Below are 13,718 nucleotides of genomic sequence, written 5' to 3'. Positions count from 1 at the left end.
TGAGATTTGTTTTCGTTTCTGAAACAATATTCACGCTATAGGTGTTAAAAATATTTATCTATGAAACTATTTATGATGGCATTGGTATTTCACTTAACTATGACTTCAATTAACTGGACTAGCTTTTTTATAGGGGAAGAAGATTGGATATTTTTATTGGAGATATCTCTCCGCACTATAATAATGTATTTTATCATTCTTATTGGTTTGAGACTTTTAGGGAAACGAGGAGTGAGGCAGCTTTCTGTTTTTGAACTCGTCGTTATCATTAGTCTCGGTTCTGCCGCCGGAGATCCAATGTTTTACAAAGAGATAGGGTTGTTGTTTCCAGTTGTTATTTTCGGAATCATTGTAGGTGCCTACAGACTCACAACTTATTTTATGGCAAAGAGTAAAAAATTTGATGACTTGGTTGAAGGAAAGTGCGTTTATTTAATTGTGGAAGGTGAATTTTCTATAGATGGGTTTAACAAAGAAAGCCTGGCTCAAGATGAATTCTTTTCAGAACTTCGCCAACAGAGTGTATCTCATCTGGGACAAGTTGAAACTGCTATATTAGAGACATCCGGTAATTTAAGTATATTCTTTTATCCCGATGAAAAAGTGAAATACGGTCTACCAATAATGCCAGCTCTGTTTGAAAAAGCGAATGAGCGGGTTTTTGAGCTCGGGAAGTATGCCTGTACGCATTGCGGAAATATTTTACATCTACAGCCTTCAATTGAACATTATTGTGATAAGTGCGGACACAAAAAATGGATTAAAGCTCTAAAAACCTGTAGGGTAAGGTAATTTTAGCTATCCGTGAACCGGAAGTGTAAACCAGAAAGTGCTGCCCTGGCCAGGTTGACTGTTAACACCAATATCTCCGCCATGTTGTTTAATGATCTCCGCTGAGAAACTAGGAGCTTTTTTATTTTAGCCCAAGTCAATTTTGTTTTTTTGGGGGTGTCTAACCAATGCACTGAACAAGATTTCGACTGGATGAAGTGCTTTTCTTGATGTGCCATCTTTGATCTGATGTCGGCAACTGGTTCCTGTGGCTGCTATAATTACTTCTTCAGTTTGTTTTCTAACATCCGGGAACAATACAAGTTCGCCAATCTGCATGGATAGCTCGTAATGTTCCTTTTCATATCCAAATGAGCCTGCCATACCGCAACACCCCGAAGGAATGGTTTGTACCGTGTAATTTTCAGGAAAAGAGAGTATTTGTTCAGTAGCTCCCAGGGCATTAAAAGCTTTCTGCTGGCAATGGCCATGCAATTTGATGGATTGGGATGCAGTAGTAAATTGCGACTTCAAAATATTTCCTTTTTGGATCTCTTTGGCTAAAAACTCATCAATCAGAAATACGTTTGCTGAGAGGTTTTTTGCAGCTTCCAGCTGTTCTTCATTCACCAGATCCGGATATTCATCTCTGAAGGTCAGAATTGCGGAAGGCTCAATGCCCACAAGTGGTGTTTCAGCTGTGATCAGCTTACTTAAGCACCATACATTGTGCTGTGCAATTTTCTTCGCTTTTCGCAATAGCCCTTTAGAAATGGATGCTCTGCCGCTTTCCAAATGCTTAGGTATGACGACTTCATAACCTAAGGCTTCAAGTAGCAGGATTGCCTTGATGCCAATTTCTGTGTCCTGGTAATTGGTAAATTCATCACAAAAAAGATAAACCTTCCTATTGAAGTTTTTTAGCGGTTTAGAGGTGCGCTGATGTTTATTAAACCAGTTTTTTAGGGTTGTATGATACATTTCCGGCATGCTGCGCTGAAGCGCAAAACCTGCCATTTTTTTTACCGTAGCACTTAAAAATGAGCTTGTCACGGTCCAGTTGTATAATGATGGGATTACTGAGCCCAGACCTGCAATGCGGCTAAAATTAGCGATTAAGCGCGATCTTAAAGGGATGCCGTTCGCATCCTGGTAATGCTGTAAAAATTCGGCCTTCAACTTGGCCATATCTACATTAGAAGGGCATTCTGATTTACATCCCTTACAACTCAGACAAAGATCGAGTACTTCTTTAATCTCTTGGTGATCAAACTTATTGATCTGGTCAGAATGTGTCAAAAAGTTCCTCAGGATATTCGCCCGTGCTCTTGTTGTATCTTTTTCGTCGTGAGTAGCCATGTAGGAGGGACACATCGTTCCGCCGGCCAAATGCGATTTTCTGCAATCACCTGAACCGTTACATTGTTCTACATGTTGCAACATGTTTTGTCCCGCATAGCGGAATATGGTTTTAAAGGTAAAGTCTTTTTGACCAGGCGTATACCTCAGCATGGTGTCCATTGGAGGCGTATCGATGATTTTACCGGGGTTAAAGATTTGTTTCGGATCCCAGGTATGTTTCACTGCTTTGAGTAATGCATAATTCTTTGATCCGATCATCTGCTCAATAAACTCCCCCCTTAACCGGCCATCTCCATGCTCACCACTTAATGAGCCCTTATATTTTTTTACCAGGGCAGCTATTTCCTCAGCAATGGTGCGAAACATTTTGTTGCCCTCTGCTGATTTGAGGTTCAGGATGGGACGTAAATGCAATTCTCCAGAGCCTGCATGTGCATAATGCACGGAGTACAAGCCATGTTTTCTAAGTATTTCATTAAAATCACGAATATAAGCTGGCAGATCCTGTACATCTACAGCGGTGTCTTCGATTACCGGTACTGCCTTTTCATCACCAGGTAAATTGCTCAATAAGCCAAGACCGGCTTTTCTGAGCGACCATATCTTTTTGGTGTCGCTTCCAAATAACAAAGGGAAATGGTAGCCTAAACCTAGTTCACGTAGCTCAGCTTCAACTTTTTTCGCAATTTCTTTTACCTCATTTTGGGTATCCCTCGCATATTCAATCACCAGTAAAGCTGCCGGCTCTCCCTGAACAAAGAAGTTGTTTTCCCGCTGTTCGATGTTATCTCTGGTACATTCTAAAATATAATGGTCAATCAATTCAACAGCATTCGGCTGGTGTTTCAGGGCTATTAAATTTGCCCTTAAAGCTTCTTCCAAAGTATGGAAATGCACGCAGAGCAAACCGGAATGTTCGGGTGGGAGCGGTTCCAGATTCAGCTTGATCTCTGTAATGAAGGCCAGGGTGCCTTCTGATCCTGCAATCAGCTTACAAAAGTTAAAATCTTCTCCACCAGCTGTAAAAGGGGCACTGTCGAGCAAAATGTCGATTGCATATCCTGTATTGCGCCGTTCTACGCTTGGTTTTGGAAATTCCTTCCTGATTTCCTGCTGATTTTTATAATCCCCTAGTAAGGTTCTGATGGATCGGTATAAGGATGCCTCTAAGGTGTTTCCTTCACCTTTAGCGATGAAATCATCAAAGCTAAGCGCCTTAAATATAACTTCAGAGCCATCGCTTAGTAGCGCTGTGATTTCAAGGGTATGTTCTCTTGTACTTTTGTAAACGATGGAGTTGGAGCCACAGGAGTTGTTACCAACCATGCCGCCAATCATGGCACGGTTGGCTGTTGAAGTTTCAGGACCAAAAAACAATCCAGCGCTTTTCAGGTAACTGTTTAATTCATCTCTTACTACCCCTGGCTGTACCTTTACCCAACGTTCTGTGGTATTGAGTTCCAGAATCTTATTGAAGTGTCGGGATACATCTACTACAATGCCGCTACCTACTACCTGGCCAGCAAGTGATGTCCCGGCAGTACGGGGAATCAATGAAGTACCTTCTCGATCGGCAAAATTGATGAGTTGCTTAAGGTCGGCCACAGAATGGGGTATGGCTACCGCAAGCGGCATCTCCGAATAAGCAGATGCGTCAGTAGCATACAATACCCTGGTCATTTCATCTGTATAAAATTCGCCATCCATCGATCTGGCCAGTAACTCAAGCTGCTCTTTCATCAGTTAATTTCGGGTAATAAGGTAAGGATGACTTACAAATCAAATTTTATTCCTTGCGCCAATGGTAAGGTATTGGAATAGTTGATGGTATTGGTTTGTCTGCGCATGTAACCTTTCCATGCATCCGATCCACTTTCTCTTCCACCACCAGTTTCTTTTTCACCGCCAAATGCTCCGCCTATTTCAGCACCAGAAGTACCAATGTTCACATTGGCAATACCGCAGTCCGAACCATTTGCTGATAAAAATTGCTCAGCTTCACGCAGGTTTAAAGTCATGATAGCCGAAGACAATCCTTGTGGTACATTGTTCTGCATATTTATTGCTTCTTCAATGTCGCTATATTTCATCACATACAGTATCGGTGCAAAGGTTTCTTCCTGTACAATTTCGTAGTGATTTTCGACTTCTGCAATACATGGTTTAACATAGCAGCCGGATTCAAAACCTAGACCATTAAGTACACCGCCTTCAACCAGGAAGCGTCCGGATTGTTGTTTTATCTTTTCAATACAACTCAGATAAGTAGCTACTGCATCTTTATCAATTACTGGGCCTACATGGTTATTTTCATCCAGTGGATCTCCGATCTTAAGCTGACCATAGGCCTTTACCAGTCTTGCGGTAAAATCGTTATATACATCTTTATGGATGATCAGTCTGCGTGTAGAAGTGCAACGTTGTCCCGCAGTTCCTACTGCACCGAATAAAGCGCCAATTACCGACATTTCCAGATCTGCATCTTTGGATATAATGATGGCATTGTTACCACCAAGTTCCAGTATCGTTTTTCCGAATCTGCCAGCTACAGCAGCGGCAACCAATCTCCCAACTCTTGTTGAACCGGTGAAGGAAATAAGTGGAATACGTTTGTCCTGATTCATCAGGCTACCACAAGGATTTCCGGTGATTAGACTGCTGATCCCTTCAGGCAGGTCGTTTGCCTTTAAAACTTTTGCCATGATATGCTGACAGGCAACCGCACATAAAGGTGTTTTTGAAGAAGGTTTCCATACGCAGACATTACCACATACTAAGGCTAAGGCCGTATTCCATGCCCAAACAGCTACAGGGAAGTTAAAGGCAGAAATGATACTTACAATCCCCATTGGGTGCCATTGCTCATACATGCGGTGGTTTGGTCTTTCAGAATGCATGGTTAAGCCATATAGCTGGCGGGATAAACCTACTGCGAAATCACAAATGTCTATCATTTCCTGTACCTCGCCCAATCCTTCCTGTAGACTTTTACCCATTTCATAGGAAACTAAAGCGCCCAGATCGGCCTTATACTCACGTAAAGCATCTCCGAACTGACGTACGATGTCGCCACGTTTTGGTGCTGGTACATTTCTCCACTGTAAAAAAGCCTGTTGTGCCTGTTGCATTACCGCTTCATAAGCATGCTCATCTGTGGTTTGTACTGTTCCTATTACCGCTCCGTTTACAGGAGAATAGGAGGTAACCACCGGACCCTGTGCAGGTAGCCATTTTGTCCCTGTCGAAGTACCTGAATTGTTTGCTTCAATACCCAGCCTGGTTAATATATCTTTAAGGTGCATATGTTCTAAATTGGTTAATCTTTTGTTTGTTTGATGTAGGTACTTTCAAATATTTTATCTGCATTGTCCGTCTCGAAGCCTTCACGTCTGTGTTCCTGCTTAATTGCCGCCAGGGGTAGGTCCTTAAACTCCGGCAGAACCAGGCGCTCAGAAAACTCCACATAACTACCTGCAATAGGCATGGTTTCAGCTTCTATAAAGATAGCTTCTTTCATTTCTGCAACCGTACTGCTCTGGCGTAATAAGCCATCCGGACTAACCTTAATGATTCCACCCGAACTGTTTAATTTCAATCCCAGGGATTCCACAAAGCGGTTAAAATCTTCAAGTGTATTGTAACCCGCTTTCAGATCATGTACACTTATGGTATAATGGTTCAGGTAATAACGGTTGTAGATTACCCAGGCAGCATATTCACTTTCTTCCAATAAAATCCGGTAATCTTCTATAGAAGGCAATGTCCATAAGGGCTGATGGAAAAATTCGCCAATCTCCTGGCCATTATCCAGATCAAGTGCATCTACAGGATCCTGATGGATGTTGCGGGTGTAGTTGTGAATTATTTCCTGCGCTTTTTCCGATAGATCGTTTACAATCAGCTCGCTCATAAATATCCGGGGATACTCAGGCGATGGGGGAGCATACCAGTAAGCATTTAGCTTTTTTCCTTCAAAATGGTAGTAATCCATCTTTTTGTAACCTTGATGCAAAAAGATCTTTTCGAAAGAAGCAATGCCCAAATGCCGAACACCCAATGTTCTGAAGGCGATATGGTCGTTCACAATATCCTGCTGCCTCGCAATCACACCTGATGAAATTAAAGCATTGGTAATCATTCTGACTGCAGGAACCTGTTGTTCATAACGCTCAAAGAGTATGTTGAGAAAAGTATCCAGGGGTTTTTCTTTATCAAAATTCATAATTTGTTTATTTAAACAGGCTGCCGGTTTTTGTATTTAGCAAGGCCTCAAGTGAAATTTCTTCCTGCTTAATAAAGCCTTTTGAAGGAAGCGATCCATTGGCTACCATTTCAATTACAGCTACAAGACTTGCTGCGGTAGTCCAGGAAATTGCCCTCCAGCTTTGGCCATCAATATCAATAGGTTTGCATGACTTGTAAAACTCGTTGCGTTTTAATTCACCGTCTTTCCATCCTTCAGAAACGGCATAAATTAACACTACATCTTCTTCTACTACTGGTTTAGCATTTTTAAGTATGTTTTCCAGTTGTGCTTTATCATTTTTCATATGCAGCTCATGAATCAGGAAATTCATCAGGTAGCAATGCCCCGGATAACGGATCGTTTTATAATCCAGTTTATCTACTTTTCCATCATAAGTTTCGCACATGGTCCCCAGACCACCAGATGTATAGAAAGCCTCATAAGCAGCACCTTCTATATTGATGCTTTCCTTACCCTGTAAAGAGATAACCTGTTTGCGTTTGCCATCGTGTATAGCTTCTGCGTCGTTGATGTATTCGTTCACTACACCTGTGGCCGACCAGGTAAAAGAATAGCCCATTTCACCGTTAGGGTATTTAGGTAGTGCACCTACTCTCATTTCTATGGACCGGATCTTTTCGAACTCCTTACTTAGGTGTGCACCGATTATTCCAATAATTCCGGGCGCAAGTCCGCATTGTGGTGCCATTACCGATGTAGCCGTTTCACTCAAACCCCTGATATAGGTAGTTGTCTCTACATCCTCTGTCAGATCAAAATAATGACAACCTTGTTGTTGTGCGATAAGAGCAATGGTTTTATTTAAAAAATAGGGTAGGGCCGACACCACTGCGTCGTGCTCGGAAATCAGTTTAGTCATCAATTCAACATCGGCCACATCACCAGTAATTACGTTAAACGGAAGGGTATATGGATAATGAGGCTTCGTTTTATCCATTCCGGTTACTTCGAACTGTTTGCTGAGCAGTACTCCAACCAGGGTGCCAACCTTACCTAGTCCGAGTGTTAATACTTTTTTAATCATGTTTATATTTGGTTTGTCGTTTTTATTCAAATATCTCTATATTTATCATTAGTGAACGATATATATTAATTAACTAATGATAAGTATTGCTAATCAAATAGAGCTACGTCACCTCCATTATTTCAAGGTACTGGCTGCTGAACTGCACTATCGTAAAGCTTCCGAGTTATTGTTTATTTCCCAGTCGGCTTTAAGTCAGCAGATCAAACAATTGGAGCAGATCCTTAAAGTTTCCCTCTTAGATCGGAGCAATAAAAAAGTCACTTTAACAGATGCCGGGATTATATTCTATCGGGACGTACAGCAGGTGCTGAATAAAGTAGAAAGTGCGGTTATCCATTTAAAATTATATAAGGAGGGGAATACCGGTCAAATAGGTATTGGCTTTGTGGCTTCGGCTATGGAATCCATATTGCCGGATTTGCTTAAAAAGTTCAATAGTGATTGTCCGAATATCAAATTTCAACTGGATGAATTGAGTAACAGTGAGCAGCTTGTGGCACTGCAAAATGAATCTCTAGACCTTGGTTTTATGCGGAGCAACACTGTCCCAGAGGGCTTTGCCAGTAAAAAGGTCTTTACAGAAACCTTTTCTGTTGTACTTCCGGCGTATCATCCCATGGTTTCGGCGAAATTTAAGCATATGGGACAATTCAAGGACGAATCTTTTATCCTGTTTCCAAATGAGCAAAGTCAGTTTTATTATCAACAGATCATTAATCTGTGTGCCGATCAGGGATTTGTTCCAAAAGTAGCACATCGGTCTATTCATGCGCCTACTATTTTCCGACTGGTAGAAAATGGAATGGGACTTAGCATTATACCTACTTCATTGGCTTCAACGGATAACCCTAATATTAAATTTATAGAGCTGAAGGAGATACCTCAGCAAACAGCTTTGTATGCGGTCTGGAAAACTGACAGCAGCAATCCAGCGTTGCCTTATTTATTGGAAATGCTTCCAAAAGGATAAAACCAAGAGGGTATAGCAACATAGGAGGCATATTCCCGAGCAGTAAAGACCCGGGAATATGCCATTAAATGGATTTGCATTTGAAAAGCTTACTTGAAAAGGATATGCGGTCTGCTGAGCGCGTTTTGCTGTTTTGGCTTTTCCTGTTCTTCCGTTGTTTTTTGAGCAGGTTGTCCGGCTGAATTTGAAATTCTGGCTGCGCTGTCCGGATCACTGTTTTGGGACTTTTTTCCTTTCTTTTCCATGGGATGATCAGTTAAGTTAAAATAGAATGCCTTAGAAATAAATAAACAATCCATGGACAGCTTTGTTTAGCGCTATGGAGAATTATGAAGATCGCGATCCTATCCAGATACGGGGAAATTCAGGAGACTCGTAGAGGGCTCGTAGGAGATCCAGAAGATCTGCACAGCCGGTATATTGCGGCTTTTATCAACGGTGTAGTCATTGGTTGTCTGTATTTGCCTAATGGCAATCCTTTTCCCGGACCGAAATTCGATTATAAGTTGAAATGGATCAATAGGTTAACTGCCCATTCGGAAAAATTAAAGGGTTTTAATATGCCTGTTGCTTTAATAGGAGATTATAACATTATGCCTACTGAAATGGATACCTATAAGCCGGAGAAATATGTCAATAATGCCCTTTTTCGTCCTGAGGCCAGGAAGCTTTTTCAGGCATTGATCGCTCAGGGCTGGACTGATGCTATTCGCAAATTATATCCCCATGAGCGCATCTATACCTTCTGGGATTACCTGCGAAATGCTTATGGAAGAGATGCAGGCTTGAGGTTGGATCATTTCCTGTTGAATGCGGATCTGGCGGACCATCTTGACTCTGCTGGAGTAGACAAGCATGTGCGTGGCTGGGCGCATTCCAGTGACCATGCTCCGGTATGGATCAACATTAAAGTTTGATCCATGGGGGATATGGCGATTGATTTTCCTGTTTTAGTTTTGGCTTTGCAGGTTCAGGATCTTTAGGGTGATGTGGTCTTTCAGGCCGTTGAAGAATTTTTTAAGGACGAGGCCGAAAACGGGGTCTGTGCCGGGTACCTGGGAAAATAAGGTCATGCAGGATTTTAGTTTGAGATCGTCGGGACTTCCGAATATTTTATGGGCATCGCTGGTTTCCAACCCAAGTAGGACACGGCTCAGTAGGATCAATCTTGGGCCGAGCATGCGGTGCTCGAGGTATTCGGCTGCTTCATCCAGGTCCTGGATGGCGTAGCGTTTGGAGATCTCGGTATAGCCGAGCCCCTGGATTTGCGGGAAGATGTACCACATCCAGTGGCTTTGTTTTTTTCCGGCCTTTAGTTCATTCAATGCAGTCTGATACACTGATTTTTGTGCGGCGATGAATCTTTCCAGGTTATGACTTTTCATGGGGGCTGGGGTTTAGGGTATTTAAGCAAAGTTGTGCTGTACAAATATCGCTTAACTAACGGGTAATTGTGCTGTAGGGCTGTCCAAAAAATGCGGATCAAGTAAGGCAATACAGGTTGAAAATTTAAATGCAATACCTTCTTCCAATAACCATACAAGCCGGCCTGTTTTGGGGGCAACAATTTCCACTGAAACTTTGTCAGTATTTACCTCGCAAATTACTTCATCTTTCATAACGATCTCATCTAATTCAATTCTCCAATGGCTAATGACAGCTTCAGATTGGCTGTAGGTTAATGAATCATCTTCGTTAAATAATACTTCTGAGCTAAGCGGAAACTTTTCTTTAGTAATGCTATATGTTGATAACAACGGGCGAAATTTTCGCCAGACAGGCTCTCCAAAGGGTGTGTCAATTTTCTGATATCCCTCAGCAATTTTTCTTGCTGACTCGGCTTGCTCGGCTTTCCATGCATTTTCTTTTTTTTGCTTTCTCGATACTTCCTGTTGATAAAAAAAAGTGGTGTCACCGGTTAGAATATCTGCAGCATAGGTCATTAGATAATGAGCATAGCCGTAAAGTTGATCAATCTGATTGCCATCAACGACCAGTTCCGGTTTTCGTTCTCTTATGAGCTGTAGGATGCTATACAAGTAACTATCCTTGGTATTAACCCCAAATTGAACAGCCGTATTCATGCCCCAGTTAACTCCTTCCACCACGATTCGGACTTTATTATTCGAAAATGTTAGCTGAAAAAGATTATCAGTATCTTTTAAGATCATATTTTCTTCCTGCAAACCGAAGCTACTGCAGATACTAGCAAAGGCTTTTCGTGCTTCATCTTTGAAGTGGTCAAGCGCATCAGCATATAGTTTATAATATTCTTGCATACTTGTTGATTATCGAAGATAGAGATTATTTGCCAATGGCTAGACAACGGGTTGAAAATGATAAAAAATACGGTTTTTCAGTTCGCTGCATTAAGAACTAATTAATCCCTAACCCTAAATATTACATCATAAAGTTCTATAAAATGAGATTTCTTTTAAAGGCACACCCCAGTTCAATAATAGAATCTGTTTTGGCAATACCGGAGATATTATCAATTTTTTCATAAAGCACCTTCCTCATGTGTTCATGATTTTTAGCAACGATCTTAATATATAGCGTATAATTACCAGTAATGTAATAACACTCCGTAACTTCTGGGATTTTCTTTAGTTCTTCGATAATGCGATTTGAATCGTGATCTTTTTCCAGTGTTATTCCCGTAAAAGCAGCCCAGTCATAACCAATCTTTTTTTCGTCTAAAACGGGTTTGATGCCTGTTAAAATGCCTTGCTCCGTCAACCTCGATATCCTTTGATGTACCATGGTATTGGATACACCCAGGGTCGTCGCAATCGCTGAATACGCCATTCGCCCATCCTTTTCAAGTTCTTTCAAAATTTGAATATCAAAATCGTCAACACCATTCATGTTTTTTGTAGTTTAATGCACGATTCAAATATCGAATATTTTAAGTTAAATTCACTTTTTACGTGTAGTAAATAAGTTAATAAAACTTTATTTTGCGTGTTAATATGAAATGTTGCTAACTTCGCTTCAGCTGACAAGTATTCGACAATGGAAAATTTAATAGAAAATAGCACTACTGAAATGTTAATCGCCAAGGAAGATAAGTATGGTGCGCACAATTATCATCCGCTACCAGTTGTATTAACCAGGGGAAAAGGCGTTTACGTGTGGGATGTAGAGGAAATGAAATATTTCGATTTCCTATCAGCCTATTCAGCTGTAAATCAGGGACACTGTCATCCTCGAATTATTGATGCCCTGAAAGACCAGGCAGAGCAACTCACGCTGACTTCAAGAGCCTTTTACAGCGATAAATTGGGGGACTTCGAAGAGTTTGTCTGTAACTTATTCGGTTATGATAAGGCACTGATTATGAATTCTGGCGTTGAGGCTGTGGAAACAGCCATGAAGCTTTGTCGGAAATGGGCATACCAGATCAAAGGAATCCCAGCAAATCAGGCTAAAATTGTTTTTGCCGATGGGAATTTCCATGGCAGGACCATTTCAGTGATCTCAGCCTCTAACGATGAAAGTGCAAGAAAAGATTTTGGACCATTCGTATCTGGGATAACACATGTTCCCTATAATGATGTAGATGCTTTTGAAGCATTGTTGAAAACTGATAAAAATATTGCTGGTTTTATTGTCGAACCGATACAAGGAGAAGCTGGTGTTGTTGTGCCCGATAGTGATTATCTAAAACGCATTAAAGCACTTTGTCAGACCTACAACGTACTCTTTATTGCAGATGAAATCCAAACGGGAATTGCCCGCACCGGAAGTATGTTGGCTTCATACGATATCAATACGGAGGAAAAAAGCGGCCAACCTGATATTTTAATACTGGGGAAAGCCATCTCAGGAGGTGTGTTGCCTGTTTCAGCCGTTTTGGCCAATGACGAGATTATGCTGACCATCAAACCTGGCGAGCATGGTTCAACCTATGGCGGAAATCCATTAGCTTGCGCCGTGGCAAAGGAAGCTTTGCAGGTAGTCATTGATGAAAACTTAGCTGAAAATGCCTATAAACTTGGCGAACAATTCCGGTCCGGGCTTCAAGCCATTGCTAAAAAAACAGATTTAATTCAATTGGTGAGAGGAAAGGGGCTGCTCAACGCAATCGTAATCAACAGTAGCGAAGAATCTGACATGGCCTGGGACATTTGTATGAAATTTAAAGAGAATGGTTTACTGGCCAAACCTACCCATGGCAATAAAATCCGCTTCGCTCCTCCGCTGGTGATCACAGCAGCACAAATTACTGAAAGTCTGGCCATCATCGAAAAATCTTTACTAGACTTTGCTTAGAAATTTATGAAGAGACTGATCAGGCTCATAAAAAACAGATCTGATATTGGGGCAGGAACCCGGGGATCTGATATGGGGATAGATGCTATTGAAATTGCGGCCATCAACAAGGGGAGCGAATACTTTAACAATTTTCCTTTTGTGGATGTAGAAACACATAATGAAACGATCTATAACAAAGACCGGAATTCTTTTGCCAAAAGAATTGAGCATGTATTACAGCAGTGCTCCCGTGTAGCCAAAACGGTTGAAAATACTTTGCTGGATAATTACTTTCCATTGGTGCTTTCAGGCGATCATTCCTCTGCTTTGGGGACCATTAGCGGAATCAAAACTGCATATCCTGATAAAACCCTTGGTGTAATCTGGATAGATGCACATGCCGATTTGCACTCGCCTTATACTTCTCCTTCGGGAAACATACATGGAATGCCGCTTGCTGCTGCTTTGGCTAACGATAATTTAGGCTGCCAGGTTAATCAGGTTGAGGGAGAGACCTTATCTTTCTGGGATAAATTAAAAACAATCGGAACCACTCAGTACAAACTGAATCCAGAACATTTAATCTATTTTGGAGTTCGAGATACGGAAGAAGCTGAAGATCTTCAAATCCGGAATTTGGAGATTAAAAACTATAAGGTAGAAGAAGTACGTTTCAGAGGATTAGAAATCTGTGTGCAGGAAGCACTGGAAAAATTATCAGATTGTGATTTGATCTATGTTTCGTTTGATGTGGACAGTATGGATTGCGATCTGATCTCTCATGGAACCGGAACCCCCGTTTCAAAAGGATTTGACCAGCATGAAATTGTTGCTATTGTAAAAAAAATCATTGTCTCTCAAAAAGTGATATGCTTTGAAGTAGTCGAGGTCAATCCATTGCTTGATAACAAAGGAAATAAAATGGCTGAAACTGCTTTTGAAGTATTGGAACAGGTAACTCCGTGTTTAGAATCTTATCTAATTTGCGGAATCAATATTTAATGCTACTTTAGCGTCTGTAAAATACATATGGTAAATATTCTAAAAAATATCATCAACAGACC

At 41.2% G+C, this 13,718-nt stretch carries 14 protein-coding genes; 5 read left to right on the top strand and 9 right to left on the bottom strand.

What is annotated here, in order from left to right:
* Nucleotides 1-60 precede the first annotated feature (60 nt).
* Nucleotides 61-792, top strand: a complete 732-nt coding sequence (locus FBD94_RS07910; RefSeq protein ID WP_235884406.1) for a DUF421 domain-containing protein — start codon at nucleotides 61-63, stop codon at nucleotides 790-792.
* Between the two features lie 6 nt (nucleotides 793-798).
* Here FBD94_RS07910 and FBD94_RS26585 read toward each other — a convergent pair whose 3' ends face one another.
* From FBD94_RS26585 to FBD94_RS07885, 5 genes are read right to left on the bottom strand one after another with little or no spacing between them, the layout of a single operon-like run.
* A complete protein-coding gene (locus FBD94_RS26585) occupies nucleotides 799-885 on the bottom strand; it encodes a hypothetical protein (RefSeq protein WP_394347786.1) in 87 nt (28 codons plus the stop codon).
* A gap of 33 nt (nucleotides 886-918) precedes the next feature.
* Nucleotides 919-3,873: an FAD-binding and (Fe-S)-binding domain-containing protein gene (locus FBD94_RS07900; RefSeq protein ID WP_136879800.1), complete on the bottom strand. Its 2,955-nt coding sequence runs from the start codon at nucleotides 3,871-3,873 to the stop codon at nucleotides 919-921.
* Nucleotides 3,874-3,905: 32 nt separating this feature from the next.
* Nucleotides 3,906-5,435: an L-piperidine-6-carboxylate dehydrogenase gene (gene amaB / locus FBD94_RS07895; protein WP_136879799.1), complete on the bottom strand. Its 1,530-nt coding sequence runs from the start codon at nucleotides 5,433-5,435 to the stop codon at nucleotides 3,906-3,908.
* A gap of 14 nt (nucleotides 5,436-5,449) precedes the next feature.
* On the bottom strand, nucleotides 5,450-6,355 hold the full coding sequence (locus FBD94_RS07890; RefSeq protein WP_136879798.1) for a DUF1338 domain-containing protein: 906 nt from the start codon (nucleotides 6,353-6,355) through the stop codon (nucleotides 5,450-5,452).
* Between the two features lie 7 nt (nucleotides 6,356-6,362).
* Complete coding sequence (locus FBD94_RS07885) at nucleotides 6,363-7,424, bottom strand: saccharopine dehydrogenase family protein (RefSeq protein ID WP_131610445.1); 1,062 nt, start codon at nucleotides 7,422-7,424, stop codon at nucleotides 6,363-6,365.
* Nucleotides 7,425-7,500: 76 nt separating this feature from the next.
* On the opposite strand from FBD94_RS07885, the gene FBD94_RS07880 reads away from it, so the two are divergent.
* Entirely contained in the window at nucleotides 7,501-8,397 is an 897-nt protein-coding gene (locus FBD94_RS07880) for a LysR family transcriptional regulator (RefSeq protein WP_136879797.1), read from the top strand.
* A gap of 89 nt (nucleotides 8,398-8,486) precedes the next feature.
* Here the strand turns inward: FBD94_RS07880 and FBD94_RS07875 are convergent, their stop codons facing one another.
* Nucleotides 8,487-8,696 carry a hypothetical protein gene (locus tag FBD94_RS07875; protein ID WP_136879796.1) on the bottom strand — a complete coding sequence of 70 codons (210 nt, stop codon included), beginning with the start codon at nucleotides 8,694-8,696 and terminating at the stop codon, nucleotides 8,487-8,489.
* Nucleotides 8,697-8,726: 30 nt separating this feature from the next.
* On the opposite strand from FBD94_RS07875, the gene FBD94_RS07870 reads away from it, so the two are divergent.
* Nucleotides 8,727-9,314 (top strand): exodeoxyribonuclease III, encoded by a 588-nt coding sequence (locus tag FBD94_RS07870; RefSeq protein WP_205945862.1) that lies wholly within the window; start codon nucleotides 8,727-8,729, stop codon nucleotides 9,312-9,314.
* A 33-nt stretch (nucleotides 9,315-9,347) separates the two neighbouring features.
* On the opposite strand, the gene FBD94_RS07865 is transcribed toward FBD94_RS07870, so the two are convergent.
* From FBD94_RS07865 to FBD94_RS07855, 3 genes are all read right to left on the bottom strand, one after another.
* Entirely contained in the window at nucleotides 9,348-9,782 is a 435-nt protein-coding gene (locus FBD94_RS07865; protein ID WP_136879795.1) for a DUF1810 domain-containing protein, read from the bottom strand.
* Between the two features lie 51 nt (nucleotides 9,783-9,833).
* On the bottom strand, nucleotides 9,834-10,676 hold the full coding sequence (locus tag FBD94_RS07860) for a biotin/lipoyl-containing protein (protein WP_136879794.1): 843 nt from the start codon (nucleotides 10,674-10,676) through the stop codon (nucleotides 9,834-9,836).
* A 136-nt stretch (nucleotides 10,677-10,812) separates the two neighbouring features.
* On the bottom strand, nucleotides 10,813-11,265 hold the full coding sequence (locus FBD94_RS07855) for an Lrp/AsnC family transcriptional regulator (protein ID WP_136879793.1): 453 nt from the start codon (nucleotides 11,263-11,265) through the stop codon (nucleotides 10,813-10,815).
* 147 nt (nucleotides 11,266-11,412) lie between these two features.
* Here FBD94_RS07855 and rocD point away from each other — a divergent pair, with 147 nt between their 5' ends.
* Together rocD and FBD94_RS07845 are read left to right on the top strand one after the other, a co-directional pair.
* A complete protein-coding gene (gene rocD / locus FBD94_RS07850; RefSeq protein WP_136879792.1) occupies nucleotides 11,413-12,672 on the top strand; it encodes an ornithine--oxo-acid transaminase in 1,260 nt (419 codons plus the stop codon).
* Between the two features lie 6 nt (nucleotides 12,673-12,678).
* Nucleotides 12,679-13,656 (top strand): arginase, encoded by a 978-nt coding sequence (locus tag FBD94_RS07845; protein ID WP_136879791.1) that lies wholly within the window; start codon nucleotides 12,679-12,681, stop codon nucleotides 13,654-13,656.
* Nucleotides 13,657-13,718: the final 62 nt, after the last annotated feature.

It is taken from the genome of Pedobacter hiemivivus, from assembly GCF_005144565.1.
GTDB classification, from domain to species: Bacteria; Bacteroidota; Bacteroidia; order Sphingobacteriales; family Sphingobacteriaceae; genus Pedobacter; species Pedobacter hiemivivus.
Note: the sequence above shows the minus strand (reverse complement) of the source record. Positions and strands in the feature narration are given on the sequence as shown.

Bases quoted from the DNA above. Each gene is read 5' to 3' on its own strand.
- FBD94_RS07910 (WP_235884406.1), top strand. From the start codon at position 61: ATGAAACTATTTATGATGGCATTGGTATTTCACTTAACTATGACTTCA.
- FBD94_RS07900 (WP_136879800.1), bottom strand. From the start codon at position 3,873: ATGAAAGAGCAGCTTGAGTTACTGGCCAGATCGATGGATGGCGAATTT.
- amaB (WP_136879799.1), bottom strand. From the start codon at position 5,435: ATGCACCTTAAAGATATATTAACCAGGCTGGGTATTGAAGCAAACAAT.
- FBD94_RS07890 (WP_136879798.1), bottom strand. From the start codon at position 6,355: ATGAATTTTGATAAAGAAAAACCCCTGGATACTTTTCTCAACATACTC.
- FBD94_RS07885 (WP_131610445.1), bottom strand. From the start codon at position 7,424: ATGATTAAAAAAGTATTAACACTCGGACTAGGTAAGGTTGGCACCCTG.
- FBD94_RS07880 (WP_136879797.1), top strand. From the start codon at position 7,501: ATGATAAGTATTGCTAATCAAATAGAGCTACGTCACCTCCATTATTTC.
- FBD94_RS07875 (WP_136879796.1), bottom strand. From the start codon at position 8,696: ATGGATTGTTTATTTATTTCTAAGGCATTCTATTTTAACTTAACTGAT.
- FBD94_RS07870 (WP_205945862.1), top strand. From the start codon at position 8,727: ATGAAGATCGCGATCCTATCCAGATACGGGGAAATTCAGGAGACTCGT.
- FBD94_RS07865 (WP_136879795.1), bottom strand. From the start codon at position 9,782: ATGAAAAGTCATAACCTGGAAAGATTCATCGCCGCACAAAAATCAGTG.
- FBD94_RS07860 (WP_136879794.1), bottom strand. From the start codon at position 10,676: ATGCAAGAATATTATAAACTATATGCTGATGCGCTTGACCACTTCAAA.
- FBD94_RS07855 (WP_136879793.1), bottom strand. From the start codon at position 11,265: ATGAATGGTGTTGACGATTTTGATATTCAAATTTTGAAAGAACTTGAA.
- rocD (WP_136879792.1), top strand. From the start codon at position 11,413: ATGGAAAATTTAATAGAAAATAGCACTACTGAAATGTTAATCGCCAAG.
- FBD94_RS07845 (WP_136879791.1), top strand. From the start codon at position 12,679: ATGAAGAGACTGATCAGGCTCATAAAAAACAGATCTGATATTGGGGCA.